This window comes from Citrobacter sp. RHBSTW-00671 (genome assembly GCF_014103415.1).
In the GTDB taxonomy this organism is placed as follows: Bacteria; Pseudomonadota; Gammaproteobacteria; order Enterobacterales; family Enterobacteriaceae; genus Citrobacter.
The window spans coordinates 4,495,928-4,521,144 of the sequence record NZ_JABXPR010000001.1 but is presented as its reverse complement, the minus strand read 5'-3'; the positions used below and the strand labels follow the sequence as shown (position 1 = coordinate 4,521,144).

Genomic DNA, 25,217 nt, shown 5'->3' with positions numbered 1-25,217 from the left:
GTCGCGGGATACGTCCCTCAAAATTAATCAAGACTATACTTGTCACACCTTGCGTAGTGGGTATGGTCTGACTGGAACAAGCTTTCAAGGATTCGTAACGTGATCAACGATATCAGAAAAGATGCTGAAGTACGCATGGACAAATGCGTCGAAGCATTCAAAAATCAAATCAGCAAAATTCGCACGGGTCGTGCTTCTCCCAGCCTGCTGGATGGCATTATCGTGGAATATTACGGCACGCCGACTCCGCTGCGCCAGCTGGCAAGCGTAACGGTTGAAGATTCCCGTACCCTGAAAATCAACGTGTTTGACCGCTCTATGGGTCCTGCTGTTGAGAAAGCGATTATGGCTTCCGACCTCGGTCTGAACCCAAGCTCAGCGGGCTCTGACATCCGCGTTCCACTGCCGCCGCTGACCGAAGAGCGTCGTAAAGATCTGACCAAGATCGTTCGTGGCGAAGCTGAAGGTGCGCGTGTTGCTGTGCGTAACGTACGCCGTGATGCCAACGACAAAGTGAAAGCGCTGCTGAAAGATAAAGAGATCAGCGAAGATGACGATCGCCGTTCTCAGGACGACGTACAGAAACTGACCGATGCTGCAATCAAGAAAGTTGATGCGGCGCTGGCAGAGAAAGAAGCGGAACTGATGCAGTTCTGATTCGCCTGTACGCTAAAAACGCCGCTTAGAAGGCCTGAGAAGGCTGGATGGCGGCGTTTTGCTTTTTATCCTGTCTCAATTCTTCTGGATGTCTCATGAAGCAATTAACCATCCTGGGCTCAACCGGCTCTATTGGTTGCAGTACGCTCGATGTAGTACGCCATAACCCGGATAAATTTCGTGTTGCTGCGTTGGTAGCGGGTAAAAATGTCGCCCGTATGGTGGAGCAATGTCTGGAGTTTTCCCCCCGCTACGCGGTGATGGATGACGAAAAAAGTGCAGCGCTGGTGAAAGCCGCATTGCGCGAGCAGGGAAGCCGCACCGAGGTGATGTGCGGGCAGCAGGCTGCCTGTGATATGGCCGCGCTGGATGATGTCGATCAGGTCATGGCGGCGATAGTCGGCGCGGCCGGTTTGTTGCCAACGCTTGCGGCAATCCGTGCGGGCAAAAACATTTTGCTGGCGAATAAAGAGTCTCTGGTAACCTGCGGGCGTCTGTTTATGGACGACGTAAAACGCCACAAAGCGCAGCTTTTGCCGGTAGATAGCGAACATAACGCGATTTTTCAGAGTTTACCGCAACCTATCCAACACAATCTGGGATACGCTGACCTTGAGCAAAACGGCGTTGTGTCTGTTCTGCTTACCGGGTCTGGTGGCCCTTTCCGTGAAACCCCATTGCACGATCTGGCGCTAATGACTCCCGATCAGGCATGCCGTCATCCGAATTGGTCGATGGGACGAAAAATCTCCGTCGATTCCGCCACCATGATGAATAAAGGTCTGGAATACATTGAAGCGCGTTGGTTGTTTAATGCCAGTGCAAGCCAGATGGAAGTGCTGATCCATCCACAGTCGGTTATTCACTCTATGGTCCGTTATCAGGATGGTAGCGTCCTGGCCCAGTTGGGTGAGCCTGATATGCGCACACCTATCGCCCATACGATGGCATGGCCGGAACGCGTAAGCTCTGGCGTTAAGCCTGTCGATTTTTGCAAACTCAGTGCGTTGACGTTTTCCGCACCTGATTATCAGCGTTATCCGTGCCTGAAGCTGGCGATGGACGCGTTTGAGCAAGGACAGGCTGCGACAACTGCGCTGAACGCCGCAAATGAGATTACCGTTGCCGCATTTTTGGCGCAGCAGATTCGATTTACGGATATCGCCGATCTCAATTTGTCCGTACTGGATAAGATGGATTTGCAGGAACCGCAGTGCGTTGACGATGTGCTGAGGGTCGATGCCATCGCCAGAGATGTCGCGACAAAACAAGTGACACGACTCTCAAGCTGATGATAATCCCTCTGTGAGGGATCGTGCTATTTGTTAGCGTTGGGCTTCAGTGATATAGTCTGCGCCACCTGATCGCAGGTATTTGCTTTTTTTCGATCGGGTAAGCCGTGGTTTGACACGGCTTTTTTGTGGATGCACAAAATCATTCAGGTTGCATCAAGGCGGCAAGTGAATGAGTTCCCTGGAACATACAAATAGTATGTGACAGGGGCGAATAAGCACAGCCAACGAAGAGGCAGCCTGAAGGATGAAGCACAAAGGCTTCAGTATTCCTGAGTACCGTATAATCCTTTCAGGGACTAAAAACGCGTTATGTTGTCTGCAACTAAACCATTAAGCGAAAATTTGCCAGCACATGGTTGTCGTCATGTCGCAATTATCATGGATGGCAATGGCCGCTGGGCGAAAAAGCAAGGGAAGATTCGCGCCTTTGGGCATAAGGCCGGAGCAAAATCCGTCCGCCGGGCTGTCTCTTTTGCTGCCAATAACGGTATTGATGCGTTAACGCTGTATGCCTTTAGCAGTGAGAACTGGAACCGACCAGCGCAGGAAGTCAGTGCGTTAATGGAGTTGTTTGTGTGGGCACTTGATAGCGAAGTGAAAAACCTGCACCGCCATAACGTGCGCCTGCGGATTATTGGGGATATCAGTCGATTTAACACTCGTTTGCAAGAACGGATTCGCAAGTCGGAAGCGCTTACCGCCCAGAATACCGGGTTAACGCTGAATATTGCCGCGAATTACGGTGGACGGTGGGATATTGTCCAGGGCGTCAGGCAACTGGCACAACAGGTGCAGGAAGGTCTGTTGCGTCCAGAGCAAATTGATGAAGAGATGCTTGGTCAGCAAGTGTGTATGCATGAGCTGGCTCCTGTGGATTTAGTGATAAGGACTGGGGGAGAGCATCGAATTAGTAATTTTTTGTTGTGGCAAATTGCCTATGCCGAACTTTACTTTACGGATGTTCTTTGGCCCGATTTCGATGAACAAGACTTTGAAGGTGCGCTACATGCCTTTGCTAATCGTGAGCGTCGTTTCGGCGGCACCGAGCCCGGTGATGAAAAAGCCTGATGGGGGTCGCTTTTGCTGAAGTATCGCCTGATTTCTGCTTTTGTTTTAATACCCGTTGTCATTGCGGCGTTGTTTTTGCTGCCGCCGGTGGGGTTCGCCATTGTTACGCTGGTCGTCTGTATGCTGGCCGCCTGGGAATGGGGACAGTTAAGCGGTTTTGCCACTCGTACACAGCGAGTCTGGTTGGCGGTTTTGTGCGGGCTATTGCTGGCACTGATGCTGTTTTTGCTGCCTGAGTATCATCATAATATTCACCAACCGCTGGTTGAAGTGTCGCTTTGGGCGTCGCTGGGCTGGTGGGCCGTGGCGCTATTACTGGTGCTGTTTTACCCCGGTTCAGCCTCGGTCTGGCGTAATTCCAAAACATTACGCATAATTTTCGGCGTGTTAACCATTGTTCCTTTCTTTTGGGGAATGCTGGCGCTACGTGCCTGGCACTATGATGAGAATCATTATAGTGGCGCGCTATGGCTGCTCTATGTCATGATCCTCGTCTGGGGAGCTGATTCAGGTGCGTATATGTTTGGTAAGATGTTTGGCAAACATAAACTGGCGCCGAAGGTTTCTCCTGGTAAAACCTGGCAGGGTTTTATTGGCGGACTTGCCACTGCAGCTGTAATCTCGTGGGGTTATGGTATGTGGGCGAATCTTGAAGTTGCGCCTGTCACCTTGCTCATTTGCTCCATCGTTGCAGCCCTGGCCTCCGTGCTGGGTGACCTGACCGAGAGTATGTTTAAGCGTGAAGCAGGTATTAAGGACAGTGGTCACTTAATCCCAGGGCACGGCGGTATTCTGGATCGTATTGACAGCCTGACGGCTGCGGTGCCGGTCTTTGCTTGCCTGTTGTTACTGGTATTCAGGACGCTCTAACGGATGGTCTTATGCTGAGTATTCTCTGGAATCTGGCTGCATTCATCGTTGCACTTGGTGTGCTTATCACCGTGCATGAATTTGGTCATTTCTGGGTTGCGCGGCGCTGCGGAGTCCGCGTCGAGCGCTTTTCCATTGGCTTTGGAAAGGCGCTGTGGCGCCGCACCGATAGATTGGGCACCGAATACGTCATCGCCCTGATTCCCCTCGGCGGCTACGTCAAAATGCTGGATGAGCGTGCAGAACCGGTGATACCGGAACTGCGCCACCACGCTTTCAACAATAAAACAGTTGGGCAGCGTGCGGCCATTATCGCTGCAGGCCCAATTGCAAATTTCCTCTTCGCTATTTTTGCCTACTGGCTGGTCTTTATCATCGGTGTCCCTGGCGTTCGTCCGGTTGTTGGTGAAATAACACCCAACTCGATTGCTGCCCAGGCGCAAATTCAGCCAGGTACGGAACTAAAAGCGGTTGGTGGTATCGAAACCCCTGATTGGGATGCCGTCCGATTACAGCTGGTATCCAAAATTGGTGATGAGCATACGACCATCAGCGTGGCGCAGTTTGGCAGTGACCAGCGACAGGACAAAACGCTGGATTTACGCCATTGGGCATTTGAGCCAGACAAAGAGGATCCCGTCTCTAGTTTGGGCATTCGTCCACGTGGTCCGCAGATTGAACCGGTGCTGTCAGAAGTGCAGGTTAACTCCGCGGCAAGTAAGGCGGGTTTGCAAGCTGGCGACAGGATCGTTAAAGTCAATGGTCAGCCGCTCACGCAATGGATGACGTTCGTGACGCTGGTACGCGATAATCCGGATAAGCCGCTAGCGCTAGAAATTGAAAGACAAGGGGACTCCTTGTCTTTGACGTTAACCCCGGATTCAAAACCGGGTAACGGAAAGGCCGAAGGTTTTGCGGGCGTAGTGCCTAAAATTATCCCTCTGCCTGATGAGTATAAGACTGTACGCCAGTATGGGCCATTCAGCGCCATCCTCGAAGCCTCGGATAAAACGTGGCAGTTGATGAAGCTAACGGTCAGTATGCTGGGAAAATTGATTACCGGTGATGTAAAACTGAACAACCTCAGTGGGCCGATTTCTATCGCCCAGGGGGCTGGGATGTCAGCGGAGTTCGGGGTTATTTATTACCTGATGTTCCTTGCGCTTATCAGCGTGAACTTAGGGATAATTAACCTGTTTCCGTTGCCCGTTCTTGACGGGGGGCATCTGCTGTTCCTGGCGATTGAAAAGCTGAAGGGCGGTCCGGTATCCGAGCGGGTTCAAGACTTTAGTTATCGCATTGGCTCTATCTTGCTGGTGTTGTTAATGGGGCTTGCACTTTTCAATGATTTCTCTCGGTTGTAAGAGAGTGTTAGGAAGAACGCATAATAACGATGGCGATGAAAAAGTTGCTCATAGCGTCGCTGCTGTTTAGCAGCGCCACCGTATACGGTGCTGAAGGGTTCGTAGTGAAGGACATTCATTTCGAAGGCCTACAGCGAGTCGCCGTTGGTGCGGCTCTCCTCAGTATGCCGGTGCGCACAGGCGACACGGTTAATGATGAAGATATCAGTAATACCATTCGTGCTCTGTTCGCCACCGGTAACTTTGAGGATGTCCGCGTCCTGCGCGATGGTGATACCCTTCTGGTTCAGGTAAAAGAACGTCCGACGATTGCCAGCATCACTTTCTCCGGTAACAAATCGGTGAAAGATGACATGCTGAAGCAAAACCTCGAGGCGTCTGGCGTACGTGTTGGCGAGTCTCTGGATCGCACAACGCTTGCCGATATCGAAAAAGGCCTGGAAGATTTTTACTATAGCGTCGGTAAATACAGCGCCAGTGTGAAAGCGGTGGTCACGCCGTTGCCGCGTAACCGCGTTGACCTCAAACTGGTCTTCCAGGAAGGCGTTTCGGCGAAGATCCAACAGATCAATATCGTCGGCAACCATGCCTTCACAACCGACGAGCTTATCTCTCACTTCCAACTGCGCGATGAAGTACCGTGGTGGAACGTGGTGGGCGATCGTAAATACCAGAAACAGAAACTCGCGGGCGACCTTGAAACCCTGCGCAGTTACTATCTGGATCGCGGTTATGCTCGCTTCAATATTGATTCCACGCAGGTTAGCCTGACGCCGGATAAAAAAGGTATCTACATCACCGTTAACATCACAGAAGGCGAGCAGTACAAGCTTTCTGGGGTCCAGGTGAGTGGTAACCTGGCTGGACACTCTGCCGAAATTGAGACCCTGACGAAAATCGAACCGGGTGAACTCTATAACGGCACCAAAGTGACCAAGATGGAAGATGATATCAAGAAGCTTCTGGGACGCTATGGTTATGCCTACCCGCGTGTACAGTCGCAGCCTGAAATCAACGATGCAGACAAAACCGTTAAATTGCGTGTAAACGTGGATGCGGGTAACCGTTTCTATGTGCGTAAGATCCGTTTTGAAGGTAACGACACCTCGAAAGATTCCGTACTGCGTCGCGAAATGCGCCAGATGGAAGGTGCCTGGTTGGGCAGCGATCTGGTTGACCAGGGTAAAGAGCGTCTGAACCGTCTGGGTTACTTTGAAACTGTCGATACCGATACTCAACGTGTTCCGGGCAGTCCTGATCAGGTTGATGTGGTCTATAAGGTGAAAGAACGCAACACCGGTAGCTTTAACTTCGGTGTGGGTTACGGCACTGAAAGTGGCGTGAGCTTCCAGGCGGGCGTTCAGCAGGATAACTGGTTAGGTACCGGTTATTCAGTCGGGATTAGCGGCACCAAAAACGACTATCAGACCTATACTGAGCTGTCTGTCACCAACCCGTACTTCACCGTCGATGGTGTGAGTCTCGGTGGTCGTGTCTTCTATAACGACTTTGAGGCAGATGATGCAGATCTGTCCGACTATACCAACAAAAGCTATGGTACGGACGTAACGCTGGGCTTCCCGGTCAACGAATACAACACGTTGCGCGCAGGCCTGGGTTATGTGCATAACAAACTGTCCAACATGCAGCCGCAGATTGCGATGGATCGTTATCTTGATTCAATGGGACAAGATGATACCAGCAGTTTTGCCGCGGATGACTTCACCTTCAACTACGGTTGGACCTACAACAAGCTGGACCGTGGGTATTTCCCTACGGAAGGTACGCGTGTCAACCTGAACGGTAAAGTGACTGTTCCGGGGTCTGATAACGAATACTACAAAGCGACGTTGGATACGGCGACCTATGTGCCGATCGATGACGACCACAAGTGGGTGGTTCTGGGACGTACCAAGCTGGGCTATGGTGATGGCATAGGCAGTAAAGAGATGCCGTTCTACGAGAACTTCTATGCCGGCGGTTCCAGTACCGTGCGTGGCTTCCAGTCCAATACTATCGGCCCGAAAGCCGTCTATAAGAACGGGGCTTATTCTGGCGATAGAGACAATAATGACAACTACGAAGAGTGTACGGGCGCTGCGCTGTGTAAATCAGACGATGCAGTCGGCGGTAACGCCATGGCTGTAGCCAGCCTGGAATTTATTACCCCGACGCCATTTATCAGCGATAAGTATGCCAACTCGGTGCGTACCTCCTTCTTCTGGGATATGGGTACCGTGTGGGATACAAACTGGCAGAACACTGCCGACACTCGTGCACTTGGCGTGCCAGACTACAGTGATCCGAATAATATCCGTATGTCTGCGGGTATCGCGTTACAATGGATGTCCCCATTGGGGCCGTTGGTTTTCTCCTACGCCCAACCGTTCAAGAAGTACGATGGAGACAAAGCGGAACAGTTCCAGTTTAACATTGGTAAAACCTGGTAATTGTTCTTCGCAAAGGAATGTAGTGGTAGTGTAGCGCTGACTTTAGGCGATCTTGCATGGGATCGCCTGGCCACGCAAAGAACTGCACCTTCGGGTGCAAATGGGATGGTAAGGAGTTAATTGTGAAAAAGTGGTTATTAGCTGCAGGTCTCGGTTTAGCGATGGCAACGTCCGCACAGGCTGCTGACAAAATTGCAATCGTCAACATGGGTAGCCTGTTCCAACAGGTTGCACAGAAGACGGGTGTTTCTACTACGCTGGAAAATGAGTTCAAAGGCCGCGCCAGTGAACTGCAGCGTATGGAATCCGACCTGCAATCTAAAATGCAGCGTCTGCAATCAATGAAAGCAGGCAGCGACCGTACTAAGCTGGAAAAAGACGTCATGGCTCAGCGCCAGACTTTCTCTCAGAAAGCGCAGGCTTTCGAGCAGGATCGTCAACGTCGTTCTAACGAAGAACGCGGCAAGCTGGTTAATCGTATCCAGACAGCTGTGAAATCTGTTGCGAGCAGCCAGAGCATCGATCTGGTTGTTGACGCGAACACCGTTGCATACAACAGCAGCGATGTAAAAGACATCACCGCTGACGTACTGAAACAGGTTAAATAAGTAATGCCTTCAATTCGACTGGCTGATTTAGCAGAGCAGTTGGATGCAGAATTACACGGTGATGGCGATATCGTCATCACCGGCGTAGCGTCCATGCAATCTGCGCAAACTGGCAATATCACGTTCATGGTGAATCCAAAGTACCGTGAGCACCTGAGTGCATGCCAGGCTTCTGCCGTTGTGATGACGCAGGACTCCCTTCCGTTTGCTAAGAGTGCTGTGCTGGTAGTGAAGAATCCCTACCTGACCTATGCACGAATGGCGCAAATTTTAGATACCACGCCTCAGCCTGCGCAAAACATTGCACCCAGTGCAGTGATCGATGCAACGGCGAAGTTGGGTAACAATGTTTCAGTGGGCGCGAATGCGGTCATTGAGTCTGGCGTAGAACTGGGCGATAACGTGGTTATCGGCGCAGGTTGCTTCGTTGGAAAAAACACAAAAATCGGCGCAGGTTCACGCTTGTGGGCGAATGTGACGATTTACCACGACATTCAGATCGGTGAAAATTGCCTGATCCAGTCCAGCACTGTTGTCGGATCCGACGGATTTGGTTACGCGAACGATCGCGGTAACTGGGTGAAGATCCCGCAGCTTGGTCGCGTGATTATTGGCGATCGTGTTGAGATTGGCGCATGTACCACGATTGACCGTGGTGCGCTGGACGATACCGTGATCGGTAATGGTGTTATCATTGATAACCAGTGCCAGATTGCGCATAACGTCGTGATTGGCGACAATACGGCGGTAGCCGGTGGCGTCATTATGGCGGGTAGCCTGAAGATTGGCCGTTACTGCATGATTGGCGGCGCCAGCGTGATTAATGGGCATATGGAAATATGCGACAAAGTCACGGTAACTGGCATGGGTATGGTGATGCGTCCTATCACAGAACCTGGCGTCTACTCCTCAGGCATTCCGCTACAACCCAACAAGGTATGGCGTAAAACAGCTGCACTGGTGATGAACATTGATGATATGAGCAAGCGCCTCAAAGCGATTGAGCGCAAGGTTAATCAACAAGACTAATACATCGTTTTACGCATGTCTGACTTTACGGCCTGTCACATTCCTGGGATTGCGGCAGGCCGTGTTATTATTGCCTTTTAGTATATTTAGACAGGAAGAGTATTTTGACTACTAACACTCATACTCTGCATATTGAAGAGATTTTAGAACTTCTGCCGCACCGTTTTCCGTTTTTACTGGTAGACCGCGTGCTGGATTTTGAAGAAGGTCGTTTTCTGCGCGCAGTGAAAAATGTATCCGTTAACGAGCCTTTCTTTCAGGGCCACTTCCCGGGTAAACCGATTTTTCCTGGCGTGTTGATTCTGGAAGCGATGGCGCAGGCCACGGGTATTCTGGCGTTTAAAAGCGTAGGAAAACTGGAGCCAGGAGAACTGTATTATTTCGCCGGTATTGATGAAGCACGCTTTAAGCGTCCCGTCGTGCCTGGCGATCAGATGATCATGGAAGTGACTTTCGAGAAAACGCGCCGCGGCCTGACCCGTTTCAAAGGGGTTGCGCTGGTCGACGGTAAAGTTGTGTGCGAAGCAACGATGATGTGTGCCCGTAGCCGGGAGGCCTGATACGTGATTGATAAATCCGCCTTTATTCACCCAACAGCCATTGTCGAAGACGGCGCCAGCATTGGCGCTAATGCTCACATTGGCCCATTTTGTATTGTTGGACCCCATGTTGAAATTGGTGAGGGTACCGTACTGAAGTCTCACGTTGTCGTGAATGGCCATACAAAAATTGGTCGCGATAACGAGATTTATCAGTTTGCCTCCATTGGTGAAGTGAACCAGGACCTGAAATATGCTGGTGAACCGACCCGTGTGGAAATTGGCGATCGCAACCGCATTCGCGAAAGCGTCACCATTCATCGTGGCACAGTGCAAGGCGGTGGGTTGACGAAGGTGGGCAGCGATAACTTACTGATGATTAACGCACACGTTGCGCATGATTGTACGGTAGGTAACCGCTGCATTCTGGCGAATAACGCGACACTTGCCGGACATGTAACGCTTGATGACTTTGTTATCATCGGCGGCATGACCGCGGTGCACCAGTTCTGCATTATTGGTGCACACGTGATGGTGGGTGGCTGCTCTGGCGTAGCCCAGGACGTCCCGCCATACGTTATCGCCCAGGGCAACCACGCGACGCCATTTGGCGTTAACATCGAAGGTCTGAAACGCCGCGGCTTCACCCGTGAAGCGATTACCGCGATCCGCAACGCCTATAAGGCGCTGTATCGCAGCGGTAAAACGCTGGAAGAAGTGAAACCGGAAATCGCCGAACTGGCGAAGCAGTACCCTGATGTTCAGGCTTTTAGTGACTTTTTTGAACGCTCAACGCGTGGTCTGATTCGTTAATGACTGAGCAGCGTCCTCTAACGATTGCCCTTGTCGCCGGAGAAACCTCCGGCGATATTCTTGGTGCTGGTTTAATTCGTGCACTCAAGGCTCGTGTTCCCAATGCGCGTTTTGTTGGCGTTGCGGGGCCATTGATGCAGGCGGAAGGCTGTGAAGCCTGGTACGAAATGGAAGAACTGGCAGTAATGGGCATTGTAGAAGTGCTCGGACGCCTGCGCCGTTTACTGCATATTCGTGCCGATCTCACTCGCCGATTCACCGACCTTAAGCCGGATGTTTTCGTCGGGATCGATGCGCCTGATTTCAACATTACCCTTGAAGGTAACCTGAAATCGCAGGGTATTAAAACCATTCATTATGTCAGCCCCTCTGTATGGGCGTGGCGACAGAAACGCGTTTTCAAAATAGGCAGATCCACCAATATGGTGTTGGCCTTTCTGCCTTTCGAAAAAGCGTTTTATGACAAATTTAACGTCCCGTGTCGCTTTATCGGTCACACCATGGCGGACGCCATGCCGCTGGACCCGGATAAAAACGCGGCGCGTGATGTGTTAGGCATTCCTCATGATGCTCACTGCCTGGCGCTTTTGCCTGGGAGTCGTGGTGCAGAAGTGGAGATGCTCAGCGCCGATTTCCTGAAAACGGCGCAGCTATTACGTCAGCATTATCCGGATCTCGAAGTTGTCGTGCCGTTGGTCAATGCCAAACGGCGCGAACAGTTTGAGCGCATTAAAGCTGAAGTTGCACCGGAGCTTTCCGTGCATATGCTCAACGGAATGGGACGTGAAGCGATGATCGCCAGTGATGCTGCGCTGTTAGCCTCAGGCACGGCTGCACTGGAATGTATGCTGGCGAAATGCCCAATGGTTGTCGGCTATCGTATGAAACCTTTCACTTTCTGGTTGGCAAAACGTCTGGTGAAGACCGATTACGTATCACTGCCTAACCTGCTGGCGGGAAGAGAACTCGTCAAAGAGCTGTTGCAGGATGAATGTGAACCGCAGGCGCTGGCGCACGCGTTGCTGCCTCTGCTGGCGAACGGTAAAACCAGCCATGCGATGCACGACACGTTCCGCGAATTGCATCAGCAGATCCGTTGCAATGCGGATGAGCAGGCAGCGGATGCAGTTCTGGAGTTAGCACAATGATTGAATTTGTTTATCCACATACGCATTTGGTGGCGGGTGTGGATGAAGTTGGACGTGGCCCATTGGTTGGCGCGGTAGTGACTGCCGCCGTTATTCTTGACCCGGCACGTCCGATAGTGGGTCTTAACGACTCCAAAAAATTGTCGGAAAAGCGTCGGCTGGCGCTTTTTGATGAAATCAAAGATAAAGCGTTAAGCTGGAGCCTGGGGCGTGCGGAACCGCATGAAATCGATGAGCTGAACATTCTGCACGCCACGATGCTGGCAATGCAGCGTGCGGTTGCTGGTTTGCATATTGCGCCGGAATACGTCCTGATCGACGGAAACCGTTGCCCGACATTGCCGGTACCGTCGATGGCGGTGGTAAAAGGTGACAGCCGCGTTGCGGAAATCAGCGCAGCGTCCATCCTGGCGAAAGTAACGCGCGATGCTGAAATGGCCGAGCTGGATAAGGTGTTCCCGCAGTATGGTTTTGCTCAGCACAAAGGTTATCCAACCGCTTTTCATCTGGCTGCGCTCGCTGAGCATGGTGCAATTGAGCACCATCGTCGCAGTTTTGCTCCTGTCAAACGCGCACTGGGACTCACGTCCTGATTCTTGTGTTAAAGGAATCTGAAGATGTCTGAACCTCGTTTCGTCCACCTGCGGGTGCACAGCGACTACTCCATGATCGATGGGCTGGCGAAAACCGGGCCGCTGGTGAAAAAGGCGGCCGCGTTGGGCATGCCTGCGCTGGCGATCACCGATTTTACCAACCTGTGTGGTCTGGTGAAGTTTTACGGAGCGGGTCATGGCGCAGGTATTAAGCCGATTGTTGGCGCAGATTTTCATGTCCGTAGTGAACTATTGGGTGATGAACTCACGCAACTGACGGTACTGGCGGCTAATAATACGGGCTACCAGAACCTGACGTTGCTGATATCAAAAGCCTATCAGCGCGGCTATGGCGCAGAAGGGCCGGTGATCGACAGAGACTGGCTGGTTGAGCTAAAAGAAGGGTTAATCTTGCTTTCCGGCGGCCGTATGGGTGACGTCGGACGTAGTCTGTTGCGTGGGAACAGCGCCCTGGTCGACGAGTGCGTGGCGTTTTATGAAGAGCATTTCCCTGATTGCTACTTCCTTGAGCTGATCCGTACCGGTCGACAGGATGAAGAAAATTACCTGCATGCTGCAGTAGCGCTGGCCGAAACACGCGGCCTGCCAGTGGTCGCGACCAACGATGTTCGCTTCCTTGAAACTGGCGACTTTGACGCACACGAAATCCGCGTGGCGATCCACGACGGCTTTACGCTTGATGATCCCAAACGCCCGCGCAACTATTCGCCGCAGCAGTATATGCGCAGCGAAGAGGAGATGTGCGAGCTGTTCTCCGATATCCCGGAAGCGCTGGAAAACACCGTCGAGATTGCCAAACGCTGTAACGTGACGGTGCGCTTGGGCGAATACTTCTTGCCGCAATTCCCGACCGGCGACATGACCACCGAGGATTTCCTCGTCGCGAAATCGCGTGAAGGGCTGGAAGAACGTCTGGCGTTTCTGTTCCCCGATCCTGAAGTTCGCGCGCAGAAGCGCCCGCCTTACGACGAACGTCTGGAGATTGAACTTAAAGTTATCAACCAGATGGGGTTCCCGGGCTACTTCCTGATCGTTATGGAATTTATCCAGTGGTCGAAAGATAACGGTGTACCGGTAGGCCCAGGACGTGGTTCTGGTGCGGGCTCGCTGGTGGCTTACGCGTTAAAAATTACCGACCTTGATCCGCTGGAATTTGACCTGCTGTTCGAACGCTTCCTGAACCCGGAACGTGTCTCGATGCCTGATTTCGACGTTGACTTCTGTATGGAGAAACGTGACCAGGTCATTGAGCACGTCGCGGAAATGTACGGTCGTGATGCGGTTTCGCAGATTATTACCTTCGGTACCATGGCGGCGAAAGCGGTTATTCGCGACGTGGGTCGAGTACTGGGGCACCCATACGGGTTTGTTGACCGTATCTCGAAACTGGTGCCGCCCGATCCGGGTATGACGCTGGCCAAAGCCTTTGAGGCTGAACCTCAACTGCCGGAAATCTATGAGGCAGATGAAGAGGTTAGGGCGCTTATTGATATGGCGCGCAAGCTGGAAGGCGTCACGCGTAACGCGGGTAAACACGCCGGTGGTGTGGTTATCGCACCGACCAAAATTACTGATTTTGCACCGCTGTACTGTGATGAGCAGGGGCTGCACCCGGTTACCCAGTTTGATAAAAACGACGTGGAATACGCCGGCCTGGTGAAGTTCGACTTCCTCGGCCTGCGCACGCTCACCATCATCAACTGGGCGCTGGAGATGATCAACGCGCGGCGTGAGAAGAACGGCGAACCGCCGCTGGATATCGCCGCGATCCCGCTGGACGACAAGAAAAGTTTTGACATGCTGCAACGCTCGGAGACGACAGCCGTCTTCCAGCTTGAATCCCGCGGTATGAAAGATCTTATCAAGCGACTGCAGCCTGACTGCTTCGAAGATATGATAGCTCTGGTGGCACTGTTCCGCCCCGGTCCGCTACAGTCGGGGATGGTAGATAACTTTATTGACCGTAAGCACGGGCGTGAAGAGATCTCTTACCCGGATGTGCAGTGGCAACATGAGTGCCTGAAACCGGTACTGGAGCCAACCTACGGCATTATCCTGTATCAGGAACAGGTCATGCAGATTGCCCAGGAGCTGTCCGGGTATACCCTTGGCGGCGCGGACATGCTGCGTCGTGCGATGGGTAAGAAAAAGCCAGAAGAGATGGCCAAGCAGCGCGGCACCTTTGAAGAAGGAGCGAAGAAGCGTGGTGTAGACGGCGAGCTGGCGATGAAAATCTTTGACCTGGTGGAGAAATTCGCCGGTTATGGATTTAACAAATCGCACTCCGCCGCCTATGCGTTGGTCTCTTACCAGACGCTGTGGCTGAAAGCGCATTACCCCGCTGAGTTTATGGCGGCGGTGATGACGGCCGATATGGATAACACCGAGAAAGTGGTGGGATTAGTGGATGAATGCTGGCGTATGGGGCTGAAAATCCTGCCGCCAGATATCAACTCCGGGTTGTACCATTTTCACGTTAATGATGATGGCGAGATTGTCTACGGTATCGGCGCGATAAAAGGCGTGGGTGAGGGGCCAATTGAAGCTATCATTGAGGCGCGTAATAAAGGCGGTTACTTCCGCGAGCTGTTTGATCTCTGTGCCCGCACGGATATCAAAAAACTCAATCGCCGGGTGCTGGAAAAGCTGATTATGTCCGGGGCGTTTGACCGCCTGGGGCCGCATCGCGCAGCACTGATGAACTCACTGAACGATGCGCTTAAAGCCGCCGATCAACATGCGAAAGCGGAAGCTATCGGTCAGGCCGATATGTTTGGCGTACTGGCGGAAGAGCCGGAACAAATTGAGCAATCCTATGCCAGTTGCCAGCCGTGGCCGGAACAGGTGGTACTGGACGGTGAGCGTGAAACGTTAGGGCTTTACCTGACGGGACACCCTATCAATCAGTATTTAAAAGAAATTGAGCGCTATGTCGGAGGCTACAGGCTGAAAGACATGCATCCGACAGAACGTGGTAAAGTTACCACGGCTGCGGGGCTCGTCATTGCTGCGCGGGTAATGGTCACCAAGCGCGGCAATCGTATCGGCATCTGTACACTGGATGACCGTTCCGGGCGTCTGGAAGTGATGTTATTTACCGATGCTCTGGATAAATACCAGCATTTGCTGGAAAAAGACCGCATACTTATCGTCAGCGGACAGGTCAGCTTTGATGACTTCAGCGGTGGGCTTAAAATGATGGCCCGTGAAGTCATGGATATTGACGAAGCCCGGGAAAAATATGCTCGCGGGCTTGCTATCTCGCTGACGGACAGGCAAATTGATGACCAGCTTTTAAACCGACTCCGTCAGTCTCTGGAACCCCACCGCTCGGGGACAATTCCAGTACATCTCTACTATCAGAGGGCGGATGCACGAGCACGATTGCGTTTTGGCGCAACGTGGCGTGTCTCTCCGAGCGATCGTTTGTTAAACGATCTCCGTGGCCTTATTGGTTCGGAGCAGGTGGAACTGGAGTTTGACTAATACAGGAATACTATGAGTCTGAATTTCCTTGATTTTGAACAGCCGATTGCAGAGCTGGAAGCAAAAATCGATTCTCTGACTGCGGTTAGCCGTCAGGATGAGAAACTGGATATTAACATCGATGAAGAAGTGCATCGTCTGCGTGAAAAAAGCGTAGAACTGACGCGTAAAATCTTCGCCGATCTTGGCGCATGGCAGGTAGCCCAGCTGGCTCGCCATCCACAGCGTCCATACACCCTGGATTATGTCCGCCTGGCGTTTGATGAATTTGATGAGCTGGCGGGCGATCGTGCCTATGCAGATGACAAGGCCATTGTCGGCGGCATCGCGCGTCTGGATGGCCGTCCGGTGATGATCATCGGTCATCAGAAAGGCCGTGAGACCAAAGAGAAAATTCGTCGTAACTTCGGCATGCCAGCGCCGGAAGGCTATCGCAAAGCGCTGCGTCTGATGGAAATGGCTGAGCGTTTCAATATGCCGATCATTACCTTCATCGACACCCCTGGGGCTTACCCGGGCGTAGGTGCGGAAGAACGTGGCCAGTCTGAAGCGATTGCGCGTAATCTGCGTGAGATGTCACGTCTGAGCGTACCGGTTATCTGCACCGTTATCGGTGAAGGGGGTTCCGGTGGTGCACTGGCGATCGGTGTGGGTGATAAAGTGAATATGCTGCAATACAGCACTTATTCCGTTATCTCCCCGGAAGGTTGTGCTTCTATTCTGTGGAAAAGTGCAGACAAAGCCCCGCTCGCTGCAGAAGCGATGGGGATTATCGCACCGCGTCTGAAAGAGCTGAAACTTATCGACTCTATCATCCCAGAGCCGCTGGGTGGCGCGCACCGCAACCCGGAAGTGATGGCTGCATCACTGAAAGCACAGCTGTTGGCCGATCTTGCCGATCTTGACGTGTTAAGCAAAGATGATTTGAAAAACCGTCGTTATCAGCGTCTGATGAGCTACGGCTACGCCTAAACTGCATTTATTCTGAAAAGGGCCACAACGCTGTGGCCCTTTTTTTTACCTGCGGTTTGACCAGGCTATGATTAACTAAGGTTTTTCCAGGAGGAACGCATGAATATCATTGCCATCATGGGACCGCATGGCGTCTTTTACAAAGATGAGCCCATCAAGGAGCTTGAACGTGCGCTACAGCAGCAGGGGTTTCAGATAATCTGGCCGCAGAATAGCAACGACCTGCTGAAATTTATTGAGCACAACCCGCGTATTTGTGGCGTCATTTTTGACTGGGATGAATACAGCCTGGATTTGTGTAGCGACATCAACCAGCTTAACGAATACCTCCCACTTTACGCCTTTATTAATACCCATTCGACGATGGATGTCAGCGCACACGATCTGCGCATGGCGCTGTGGTTCTTTGAGTACGCATTGGGTCAGTCTGACGATATTGCCACGCGTATTCGCCAGTATACCAATGAATATCTCGACAACATTACGCCACCTTTTACCAAAGCGCTGTTTACCTATGTGAAAGAGGGAAAGTACACTTTTTGTACCCCAGGGCATATGGCGGGAACGGCATACCAGAAAAGCCCGATCGGTTGCCTGTTCTATGATTTCTTTGGCGGCAATACGCTTAAGGCTGATGTCTCCATTTCGGTGACTGAGCTGGGATCGCTGCTCGACCATACCGGTCCGCACCTCGAAGCGGAGGAGTACATTGCGCGCACGTTTGGTGCCGAGCAAAGCTATATGGTGACCAACGGCACCTCGACGTCGAACAAGATTGTTGGCATGTATGCCGCACCTTCGGGAAGTACGCTACTGATTGACCGCAACTGTCATAAGTCTCTGGCGCATTTGCTGATGATGAGCGATGTCGTGCCCGTATGGCTCAAGCCGACGCGTAATGCGCTGGGTATCCTTGGCGGTATACCTAAGCGTGAATTTACCCGGGAGAGTATCGAGCGCAAGGTCGCAGAGACGGTACAGGCGCAATGGCCGGTGCATGCGGTAATTACTAACTCCACTTACGATGGGTTGCTCTACAACACTAACTGGATCAAGCAAACGCTGGATGTGCCGTCTATTCACTTTGACTCGGCCTGGGTGCCCTACACCCATTTTCATCCGATCTATCAGGGGAAAAGCGGGATGAGCGGTGAAAGGGTGCCAGGGAAGGTGATTTTTGAAACCCAATCCACCCACAAGATGCTGGCGGCGTTATCACAAGCTTCGCTGATTCATATTAAAGGCGATTATGACGAAGAGACGTTCAACGAAGCCTTTATGATGCACACCTCCACGTCTCCAAGCTACCCGATTGTGGCATCGATAGAAACGGCGGCGGCAATGTTGCGGGGTAACTCAGGTAAGCGGTTAATCAATCGTTCGGTGGAGCGGGCGCTGCATTTTCGCAAAGAAGTACAGCGGCTACGCGAAGAGTCAGATGGCTGGTTCTTTGATATCTGGCAGCCGGAAAAGGTCGATGAAGCAGAGTGCTGGCCAGTTGCGCCTGGTGAAGACTGGCACGGATTTGTCGATGCTGACGCCGACCACATGTTCCTCGACCCGGTGAAAGTGACCATTCTGACTCCGGGGATGGATGAGCAGGGAACTATGAGCGAAGAGGGGATACCCGCTGCGCTGGTGGCGAAATTCCTTGATGAACGCGGTGTCGTCGTGGAGAAAACGGGACCGTATAACCTGTTGTTCCTGTTCAGCATTGGCATTGATAAAACCCGGGCGATGGGGCTGCTGCGTGGCCTGACGGAATTTAAACGCTCGTACGATCTGAATTTACGCGTGAAAAATATGCTGCCGGATCTGTATGCTGAGGATCCCGATTTTTATCGCACTATGCGTATTCAGGATCTGGCACAGGGAATCCATCGATTGATCCGCCAACACGATCTCTCCGGGTTGATGCTGCGGGCATTCGACACGTTGCCGGAAATGAAAATGACGCCTCATCAGGCCTGGCAGCGGCAAATTAAAGGTGACGTCGAGACAGTCACTCTTGATCAACTGGTAGGGCGTGTTTCCGCCAATATGATCTTGCCTTATCCTCCAGGTGTCCCGCTGCTGATGCCCGGAGAAATGATCACAGAAAAAAGCCGGTCAGTACTCGATTTCCTGCTGATGCTGTGCTCGGTGGGGCAGCGCTACCCTGGATTTGAAACCGATATCCATGGCGCTAAGTTGGGTGAGGACGGTGTGTATCGCGTGAGAGTCCTGAAAATGGCATAACGACTTGCCGGAACCCGTTGCGCACGAGTAACGTGCTGAGAGAAAAATTAAAGAGGCGAAGAACATGCTGGGGTTAAAACAGGTTCACCATATTGCCATTATTGCGACAGACTACAGGGCCAGTAAGGCATTTTACTGCGATGTATTAGGTTTCACGTTAATGAGTGAAGCCTACCGGGAAGAACGTGACTCCTGGAAAGGCGATCTGGCGCTGAACGGCCAGTACGTGATTGAGCTTTTTTCTTTTCCTTTCCCACCCTGTCGCCCCAGTAGACCGGAAGCCTGTGGTTTACGCCATCTGGCGTTCAGCGTCGAGGATGTGGAAACGTCGATCGCGCATCTTGAAGCCCATCATGTGAAATGTGAGCCGGTGCGCATCGATCCCTTTACCGGTAAACGCTTTACGTTTTTTAACGATCCAGACGGATTACCGCTTGAACTGTACGAGCTGTAAGGCTTGTCATTGTGGCTTTAGCCCGGTAACGTGCCGGGCAATGCTATTGTAAGCAATCATCATGACGACACTTACGCTGAATACTTCACTTCTGAACACTAACGCGATCCTCGTTGCCTTTAGCGGCGGCCTCGACTCTACCGTGCTGTTGCACCAACTGGTGCTGTGGCGAATGCAGCATCCTGATGTCGCCCTACGCGCAATCCATATTCATCACGGATTAAGCCCGCACGCAGACAGTTGGGTACAGCACTGTGAGTCGGTATGTGCGCAGTGGCAGGTGCCGCTGGTGGTTGAACGGGTCCATCTTGAGGATGATGGCCTGGGCATCGAAGCGCAGGCGCGACGCGCGCGCTATCAGGCCTTTGCGCAGACCTTACTACCGGGTGAGGTGCTGATGACCGCTCAACATCTGGACGATCAATGTGAGACATTTTTGTTAGCGCTTAAGCGTGGCAGCGGTCCTGCCGGACTTTCCGCCATGGGGGAAAACTCGCCGTTCGCCGGAACCCAACTGATTCGACCGTTGCTGGCGCAAACGCGAGAGGCGCTTGAAACATGGGCGCGCCAGCATGAATTACGCTGGATCGAAGATGAAAGTAATCAGGATGACGCCTACGATCGCAACTTCCTCAGATTGCGCGTTACCCCATTGCTCCAACAGCGCTGGCCGCACTTCGCGCAAGCCACGGCTCGTAGCGCCGCGCTGTGCGCTGAGCAGGAGAGCTTACTGGATGAACTGCTGGCCAGCGATTTAGCCAACTGCGTTACGGCGCAAGGTACACTCTTGCTCGGGCCATTAATGACGATGAGTACCATACGGCGTGCTGCGCTACTTCGTCGCTGGCTGGCAGGATTAAATGCACCTATGCCTTCCCGTGATGCGTTAGAACGTATCTGGCAGGAAGTCGCGTTGGCACGTGAGGACGCATCGCCCTGTTTTCGCCTTGGTGAGTATGACGTCCGCCGTTATCAGTCGCAGCTGTGGTGGGTGAAATCCGTGAACGGGCAAAGTGAAAGTGTCATCCCGTGGTCATGCTGGCAAACGCCGTTGACGCTGCCAGCCGGGCTGGGAGAAATACAATTACTCCCCGCTGGTGAGCTGCGTATGCCGCGTGCGGATGAACCCGTTAGTATTCGTTTTAAAGCGCCTGGGTTATTGCATATTGTCGGGCGTAACGGTGGGCGTAAGCTTAAAAAAATCTGGCAGGAGCAGGGTATTCCTCCCTGGCAGCGAGATACCACGCCATTACTGTTTTATGGTGACACGCTGATTGCGGCAGCAGGGGTTTTTGTCACGCGGGAAGGGGCGGCGGTAGATGAAGAAGGCGTGAGTCTGATGTGGCATGCCTGATGGCGCTGTGCTTATCAGGCCTACGTATCGCATGGAAAGTAGGCCGGATAAGGTGCAAGAAAGGTTAAGATTCGCTGACGACCACGGTACCGATTTGCGGGTGACTGAAACTGGCAATTTTGTCGAGGCGAAGCTCTCGGGTTTCACCCGAGACATCGGCGACCAGATATTCCACATTTTTGCGTGAAACCAGGTCATTTGCTTTTGCCTGTAGAACTTCGCCATCTTTGAACGCCAGCGTCAGTAACAAATGGTGCTGGCAGGCGAGTTCAAGATTGTCGTAATCATCACAGTTGATGGGTTGATACGTTTCATTCATTGACATAATCGCTCACCAGTAAGTTCGCGGCAGCATAGGCCGCCTTTTCCCTGACCGACTCTGAAAGGGCGCTGTCTGCCGCCACTTCATTAAGTACCTTCAATACGCAACCCAGCGCATCCGGGACATACCCTAAGTCTCCGCTGGCGATTTCCGCGTACCGCTTGCGTATTAACTCACAATATTTTTCCACATGCCCTCCTGTCAGTACTCTGACTTAACCGTGGATGCAAGTCTAAGCCTACGAAGATAAACTCTGTTTAGCAAGGTGACTATACCATACTCATTCAAGCAATATCAGCGCCTTGATAGACGGTACACACGTTAGTCGTTAGCAGCCTTTTGCCGCCGTTTTCGCTACAATGGCGGCCTGATTCAAAAGGAGTTCTCCCATGGCGCTTAAAGCGACAATCTATAAAGCCGTCGTCAACGTAGCGGATCTCGACCGCAACCAGTTTCTTGACGCGACATTGACGCTGGCGCGTCACCCTTCAGAAACCCAGGAACGCATGATGTTGCGTCTGTTGGCATGGATTAAATATGCCGATGAGCGGCTGCAATTCACGCGGGGTTTGAGCGCTGAAGACGAACCCGAAGCATGGCTGCGTAACGATCATCTGGGCATCGATCTCTGGATTGAGCTGGGTCTGCCGGATGAGCGCCGTATTAAAAAAGCCTGTAACCAGTCTGGCGAGGTTGCTCTGTTTGCCTACAACAGCCGCGCGGCGCAAATCTGGTGGCAGCAGAACCAAAGCAAATGCGCGCAGTTTAAAAATCTTACCGTGTGGTATCTGGATGATGAACAACTGGCGCAACTGAGTGAGTTCGCGGGGCGCACCATGGCGCTGCAGGCGACTATCCAGGACGGCGCTATCTGGCTGTCCGACTCTCAGAACAATCTGGAAATTCATCTGGCCGCGTGGCAGCCGCGTTCATGATTGTTATCTCCCGAAATGTCTCTATCCCTGACAATGAGCTGGAAATCACCGCTATTCGGGCTCAGGGGGCAGGTGGACAGCACGTTAACAAGACCTCAACGGCTATTCATTTGCGCTTTGACATTCGGGCCTCCAGCCTGCCAGAGTATTACAAGGAACGCCTGTTAGCTGCCAGCCATCATCTGATCAGCGGCGAGGGTGTCATTATTATTAAGGCTCAGGAATACCGTAGCCAGGAGTTGAACCGGGAAGCGGCAATATCCCGGCTGGTGGCGGTGATTAAAGAATTAACCGCAGTGCAGAAAAGTAGGCAGGCAACGCGCCCGACACGCGCTTCAAAAGAGCGCAGATTGTCATCGAAGGCGCAAAAGTCCACGGTGAAGGCACTGCGCGGGAAAGTTCGTCGTCCACAGGACTGACGGATAGGAATACAATATTGAGAAGGAATCTGTGGTGAAAACAGCAATACTGTCATTAGCAGCTGTATTTACACTCTTTGCCTTGATCGGCTGTAACAATCGCTCTGAAGTCGATGCTCTGCAACCGACGGAAGCGGCAGAATTAAAACCGATGCAGCAAAGCTGGCGTGGCATCTTGCCTTGTGCGGACTGCGAAGGGATTGAAACCTCTCTGTTCCTGGAAAAAGATGGAACATGGGTCATGAACGAACGCTATCAGGGCGTACGTGATGAACCATCTTCGTTTGCTTCATATGGCTCGTGGGCGCGTACGGCTGACAAGCTGGTGCTGACGGACAGCAAAGGTGAAAAATCTTACTACCGGGCAAAAGGCGAAGCGCTGGAAATGCTCGATCGTGAAGGCAATCCCATTGAGTCACAGCTCAACTACACCTTGCAGCCAGTTTCTGCCAGTCTGCCTGTGACGCCAATGCCGATGCGGGGAATGTATTTCTACATGGCGGATGCCGCAATCTTTACCGATTGTGCAACGGGTAAACGGATGCCAGTGGCGAACAACGCCCAGCTTGAACGTGATTATTTAGCCGCGCGCGCGGAAAACGGACAATCTGTATTGCTGACGCTGGAAGCGCATTTCACGCTGGAGGCGAACCCGGACACCGGCGAAAAAGTGAAAACGCTGATGGCGGATAAAGACGCGAAATTTATCCCCGGTAAAGGATGTAATTAATTGATGAAAAAAAGGCCCTGATTATCAGGGCCTTTTGCTGATATTAGCCTTTAATGGCTTTGACCAGATAGTCGACAATGTCGCCGGTTTTAATCAGCTGTTTCTCGCCGTTACGACGATATTTGTATTCGATATCATCGTTATCGAGGTTACGGTCGCCGAGCACGATGGTGTGCGGAACGCCGATCAGTTCCATATCGGCAAACATCACGCCCGGACGCTCTTTACGATCGTCCATCAGCACTTCGATACCCTGTGCACGCAGTTCTGCGTACAGCTTCTCAGCCAGTTCCTGCACACGGTAGGATTTGTGCATGTTCATTGGCAGAATAGCGACCTGGAACGGTGCGATGGCGTCTGGCCATACAATGCCGCGATCGTCAAAGTTCTGCTCAATAGCGGCAGCAACCACGCGAGTCACCCCGATACCGTAGCAGCCCATGGTCAGAATCTGATTACGGCCATCTTCACCCTGAACGGCAGCTTTCATCGCTTCAGAATACTTGGTACCCAGCTGGAAGATGTGGCCCACTTCGATACCGCGTTTGATCATCAGCGTACCTTTGCCGTCCGGGCTCGGGTCGCCGGCGACTACGTTACGGATGTCAGCAACTTCAGGGGTAGCTACGTCACGATCCCAGTTAATACCAAAATAGTGTTTACCATCGATATTGGCGCCGGCGGCAAAATCACTCATTACCGCAACGGTACGGTCGATAACCACCGGAATCGGCATGTTCACCGGACCAAGAGAACCTGGACCTGCTTTCACGACGGCACGGATTTCTTCTTCAGTAGCAAAAGTCAGCGGGCTGGCAACCTGTGGTAGTTTTTCTGCTTTGACTTCGTTCAGTTCGTGATCGCCGCGAACCAGCAGCGCAACCAGCGGGTAGCTGCTGCCTTCAACCGCTTTCACCAGCAGGGTTTTAACGGTTTTTTCAATTGGCAGATTAAACTGCTCAACCAACTCGGCGATGGTTTTCGCATTCGGTGTGTCAACCAGCGTCATTTCCTGAGTGGCGGCTGCGCGGGGTTCTTTCGGCGCAACGGCTTCAGCAAATTCGATGTTGGCAGCAAAATCCGAGCAGTCGGAGAACACCACGTCATCTTCGCCGCTCTGTGCCAGCACCTGGAATTCGTGAGAGGCGCTACCGCCGATAGAGCCGGTATCCGCCTGTACTGCGCGGAAATCCAGGCCCATACGGCTGAAGATTTTGCTGTACGCAGCATACATCGCGTCGTAAGTTTCCTGCAGAGATTCCTGAGAAGTATGGAAAGAGTACGCATCTTTCATCAGGAATTCGCGGGAACGCATCACGCCGAAGCGTGGGCGAACTTCGTCACGGAATTTGGTCTGGATCTGATAGAAGTTCAGCGGCAGCTGTTTGTAAGAGCTCAGCTCATTACGGATCAGGTCGGTGATGACTTCTTCATGCGTTGGGCCGAGTACGAACGGACGATCGCCACGGTCTGCGATACGCAGCAGTTCCGGGCCGTACTGTTCCCAACGACCGCTCTCTTCCCACAGTTCAGAAGGCTGAACGACCGGCATCAACACCTCGATCGCACCGGCGTTATTCATTTCTTCACGCACGATGTTTTCGACTTTTTTCAGGACGCGCACGCCGGTCGGCAGCCAGGTATATAACCCGGAGGCCAGCTTGCGGATCATCCCGGCGCGCAGCATCAGCTGGTGGCTGATGACTTCGGCGTCGGCAGGTGTCTCCTTCAGAGTGGAGAGCAGATATTGGCTAGTACGCATGTTGTTACGGTTCCAGTTGAACGATCGAACAGGCTGGATGCCAGCCTGACACAAAAAAGTGGTTTAGTTTACCAGCGAGAAAGGGATGTC

The 25,217-nt window shown here is 52.4% G+C and carries 23 protein-coding genes; 20 read left to right on the top strand and 3 right to left on the bottom strand.

What is annotated here, in order from left to right; translation table 11 throughout:
* Positions 1-99: 99 nt before the first annotated feature.
* The 17 genes from frr to tilS all read left to right on the top strand — a co-directional run bounded on the left by frr (position 100) and on the right by tilS (position 20,959).
* Positions 100-657 carry a ribosome recycling factor gene (gene frr / locus HV261_RS21740; protein WP_005132113.1) on the top strand — a complete coding sequence of 186 codons (558 nt, stop codon included), beginning with the start codon at positions 100-102 and terminating at the stop codon, positions 655-657.
* Between the two features lie 95 nt (positions 658-752).
* Positions 753-1,949 carry a 1-deoxy-D-xylulose-5-phosphate reductoisomerase gene (gene ispC, locus HV261_RS21735; protein ID WP_202039454.1) on the top strand — a complete coding sequence of 399 codons (1,197 nt, stop codon included), beginning with the start codon at positions 753-755 and terminating at the stop codon, positions 1,947-1,949.
* A 312-nt stretch (positions 1,950-2,261) separates the two neighbouring features.
* Positions 2,262-3,020, top strand: a complete 759-nt coding sequence (gene ispU / locus HV261_RS21730) for a (2E,6E)-farnesyl-diphosphate-specific ditrans,polycis-undecaprenyl-diphosphate synthase (protein ID WP_040230029.1) — start codon at positions 2,262-2,264, stop codon at positions 3,018-3,020.
* A 12-nt stretch (positions 3,021-3,032) separates the two neighbouring features.
* Positions 3,033-3,890 (top strand): phosphatidate cytidylyltransferase, encoded by an 858-nt coding sequence (cdsA, locus tag HV261_RS21725; protein ID WP_048212646.1) that lies wholly within the window; start codon positions 3,033-3,035, stop codon positions 3,888-3,890.
* A gap of 11 nt (positions 3,891-3,901) precedes the next feature.
* A complete protein-coding gene (gene rseP, locus HV261_RS21720; RefSeq protein WP_202039453.1) occupies positions 3,902-5,254 on the top strand; it encodes a sigma E protease regulator RseP in 1,353 nt (450 codons plus the stop codon).
* Positions 5,255-5,283: 29 nt separating this feature from the next.
* Entirely contained in the window at positions 5,284-7,704 is a 2,421-nt protein-coding gene (gene bamA, locus HV261_RS21715; protein WP_202039452.1) for an outer membrane protein assembly factor BamA, read from the top strand.
* Between the two features lie 122 nt (positions 7,705-7,826).
* Positions 7,827-8,312 carry a molecular chaperone Skp gene (skp, locus tag HV261_RS21710; RefSeq protein WP_005132103.1) on the top strand — a complete coding sequence of 162 codons (486 nt, stop codon included), beginning with the start codon at positions 7,827-7,829 and terminating at the stop codon, positions 8,310-8,312.
* A 3-nt stretch (positions 8,313-8,315) separates the two neighbouring features.
* Positions 8,316-9,341, top strand: a complete 1,026-nt coding sequence (gene lpxD, locus HV261_RS21705) for a UDP-3-O-(3-hydroxymyristoyl)glucosamine N-acyltransferase (RefSeq protein ID WP_040230032.1) — start codon at positions 8,316-8,318, stop codon at positions 9,339-9,341.
* A 104-nt stretch (positions 9,342-9,445) separates the two neighbouring features.
* Entirely contained in the window at positions 9,446-9,901 is a 456-nt protein-coding gene (fabZ, locus tag HV261_RS21700) for a 3-hydroxyacyl-ACP dehydratase FabZ (RefSeq protein WP_003018528.1), read from the top strand.
* A gap of 3 nt (positions 9,902-9,904) precedes the next feature.
* The gene (gene lpxA / locus HV261_RS21695) at positions 9,905-10,693 is read left to right on the top strand and encodes an acyl-ACP--UDP-N-acetylglucosamine O-acyltransferase (RefSeq protein ID WP_202039451.1); all 789 of its coding nucleotides are present in this window, start codon (positions 9,905-9,907) and stop codon (positions 10,691-10,693) included.
* Positions 10,693-11,841, top strand: coding sequence for a lipid-A-disaccharide synthase (gene lpxB / locus HV261_RS21690; protein WP_137383250.1), 1,149 nt, complete (start codon positions 10,693-10,695; stop codon positions 11,839-11,841). The genes lpxA and lpxB overlap by 1 nt, the downstream gene beginning before the upstream one ends.
* Positions 11,838-12,434 (top strand): ribonuclease HII, encoded by a 597-nt coding sequence (rnhB, locus tag HV261_RS21685; RefSeq protein ID WP_005132093.1) that lies wholly within the window; start codon positions 11,838-11,840, stop codon positions 12,432-12,434. The genes lpxB and rnhB overlap by 4 nt, the downstream gene beginning before the upstream one ends.
* 24 nt (positions 12,435-12,458) lie before the next feature.
* Positions 12,459-15,941 (top strand): DNA polymerase III subunit alpha, encoded by a 3,483-nt coding sequence (gene dnaE, locus HV261_RS21680; RefSeq protein ID WP_202039450.1) that lies wholly within the window; start codon positions 12,459-12,461, stop codon positions 15,939-15,941.
* Positions 15,942-15,953: 12 nt separating this feature from the next.
* On the top strand, positions 15,954-16,913 hold the full coding sequence (gene accA, locus HV261_RS21675; protein ID WP_003018513.1) for an acetyl-CoA carboxylase carboxyl transferase subunit alpha: 960 nt from the start codon (positions 15,954-15,956) through the stop codon (positions 16,911-16,913).
* A gap of 99 nt (positions 16,914-17,012) precedes the next feature.
* Positions 17,013-19,151 (top strand): lysine decarboxylase LdcC, encoded by a 2,139-nt coding sequence (gene ldcC / locus HV261_RS21670; RefSeq protein ID WP_202039449.1) that lies wholly within the window; start codon positions 17,013-17,015, stop codon positions 19,149-19,151.
* A gap of 64 nt (positions 19,152-19,215) precedes the next feature.
* Positions 19,216-19,605 (top strand): VOC family protein, encoded by a 390-nt coding sequence (locus tag HV261_RS21665; RefSeq protein WP_202039448.1) that lies wholly within the window; start codon positions 19,216-19,218, stop codon positions 19,603-19,605.
* Between the two features lie 61 nt (positions 19,606-19,666).
* Positions 19,667-20,959: a tRNA lysidine(34) synthetase TilS gene (tilS, locus tag HV261_RS21660; protein WP_202039447.1), complete on the top strand. Its 1,293-nt coding sequence runs from the start codon at positions 19,667-19,669 to the stop codon at positions 20,957-20,959.
* Positions 20,960-21,023: 64 nt separating this feature from the next.
* On the opposite strand, the gene rof is transcribed toward tilS, so the two are convergent.
* Positions 21,024-21,284: a Rho-binding antiterminator gene (gene rof, locus HV261_RS21655; protein WP_202039446.1), complete on the bottom strand. Its 261-nt coding sequence runs from the start codon at positions 21,282-21,284 to the stop codon at positions 21,024-21,026.
* Positions 21,271-21,471, bottom strand: a complete 201-nt coding sequence (locus tag HV261_RS21650) for a YaeP family protein (protein ID WP_005132083.1) — start codon at positions 21,469-21,471, stop codon at positions 21,271-21,273. The genes rof and HV261_RS21650 overlap by 14 nt, the downstream gene beginning before the upstream one ends.
* Positions 21,472-21,670: 199 nt before the next feature.
* Between HV261_RS21650 and HV261_RS21645 the strand changes: the two genes are divergently transcribed.
* The 3 genes from HV261_RS21645 to nlpE are packed head-to-tail and all read left to right on the top strand — an operon-like array spanning position 21,671 to position 23,365.
* Positions 21,671-22,216 (top strand): YaeQ family protein, encoded by a 546-nt coding sequence (locus tag HV261_RS21645; protein WP_202039445.1) that lies wholly within the window; start codon positions 21,671-21,673, stop codon positions 22,214-22,216.
* The gene (arfB, locus tag HV261_RS21640) at positions 22,213-22,635 is read left to right on the top strand and encodes an alternative ribosome rescue aminoacyl-tRNA hydrolase ArfB (protein ID WP_202039444.1); all 423 of its coding nucleotides are present in this window, start codon (positions 22,213-22,215) and stop codon (positions 22,633-22,635) included. The genes HV261_RS21645 and arfB overlap by 4 nt, the downstream gene beginning before the upstream one ends.
* A 31-nt stretch (positions 22,636-22,666) precedes the next feature.
* A complete protein-coding gene (gene nlpE, locus HV261_RS21635) occupies positions 22,667-23,365 on the top strand; it encodes an envelope stress response activation lipoprotein NlpE (RefSeq protein ID WP_202039443.1) in 699 nt (232 codons plus the stop codon).
* A 43-nt stretch (positions 23,366-23,408) separates the two neighbouring features.
* Here nlpE and proS read toward each other — a convergent pair whose 3' ends face one another.
* On the bottom strand, positions 23,409-25,127 hold the full coding sequence (gene proS / locus HV261_RS21630; RefSeq protein WP_202039442.1) for a proline--tRNA ligase: 1,719 nt from the start codon (positions 25,125-25,127) through the stop codon (positions 23,409-23,411).
* Positions 25,128-25,217: the final 90 nt, after the last annotated feature.

Bases quoted from the DNA above. Each gene is read 5' to 3' on its own strand.
- rof (WP_202039446.1), bottom strand. From the start codon at position 21,284: ATGTCAATGAATGAAACGTATCAACCCATCAACTGTGATGATTACGAC.
- lpxD (WP_040230032.1), top strand. From the start codon at position 8,316: ATGCCTTCAATTCGACTGGCTGATTTAGCAGAGCAGTTGGATGCAGAA.
- rseP (WP_202039453.1), top strand. From the start codon at position 3,902: ATGCTGAGTATTCTCTGGAATCTGGCTGCATTCATCGTTGCACTTGGT.
- HV261_RS21665 (WP_202039448.1), top strand. From the start codon at position 19,216: ATGCTGGGGTTAAAACAGGTTCACCATATTGCCATTATTGCGACAGAC.
- dnaE (WP_202039450.1), top strand. From the start codon at position 12,459: ATGTCTGAACCTCGTTTCGTCCACCTGCGGGTGCACAGCGACTACTCC.
- arfB (WP_202039444.1), top strand. From the start codon at position 22,213: ATGATTGTTATCTCCCGAAATGTCTCTATCCCTGACAATGAGCTGGAA.
- accA (WP_003018513.1), top strand. From the start codon at position 15,954: ATGAGTCTGAATTTCCTTGATTTTGAACAGCCGATTGCAGAGCTGGAA.
- HV261_RS21645 (WP_202039445.1), top strand. From the start codon at position 21,671: ATGGCGCTTAAAGCGACAATCTATAAAGCCGTCGTCAACGTAGCGGAT.
- ldcC (WP_202039449.1), top strand. From the start codon at position 17,013: ATGAATATCATTGCCATCATGGGACCGCATGGCGTCTTTTACAAAGAT.
- bamA (WP_202039452.1), top strand. From the start codon at position 5,284: ATGGCGATGAAAAAGTTGCTCATAGCGTCGCTGCTGTTTAGCAGCGCC.
- ispU (WP_040230029.1), top strand. From the start codon at position 2,262: ATGTTGTCTGCAACTAAACCATTAAGCGAAAATTTGCCAGCACATGGT.
- ispC (WP_202039454.1), top strand. From the start codon at position 753: ATGAAGCAATTAACCATCCTGGGCTCAACCGGCTCTATTGGTTGCAGT.
- lpxB (WP_137383250.1), top strand. From the start codon at position 10,693: ATGACTGAGCAGCGTCCTCTAACGATTGCCCTTGTCGCCGGAGAAACC.
- rnhB (WP_005132093.1), top strand. From the start codon at position 11,838: ATGATTGAATTTGTTTATCCACATACGCATTTGGTGGCGGGTGTGGAT.
- tilS (WP_202039447.1), top strand. From the start codon at position 19,667: ATGACGACACTTACGCTGAATACTTCACTTCTGAACACTAACGCGATC.
- proS (WP_202039442.1), bottom strand. From the start codon at position 25,127: ATGCGTACTAGCCAATATCTGCTCTCCACTCTGAAGGAGACACCTGCC.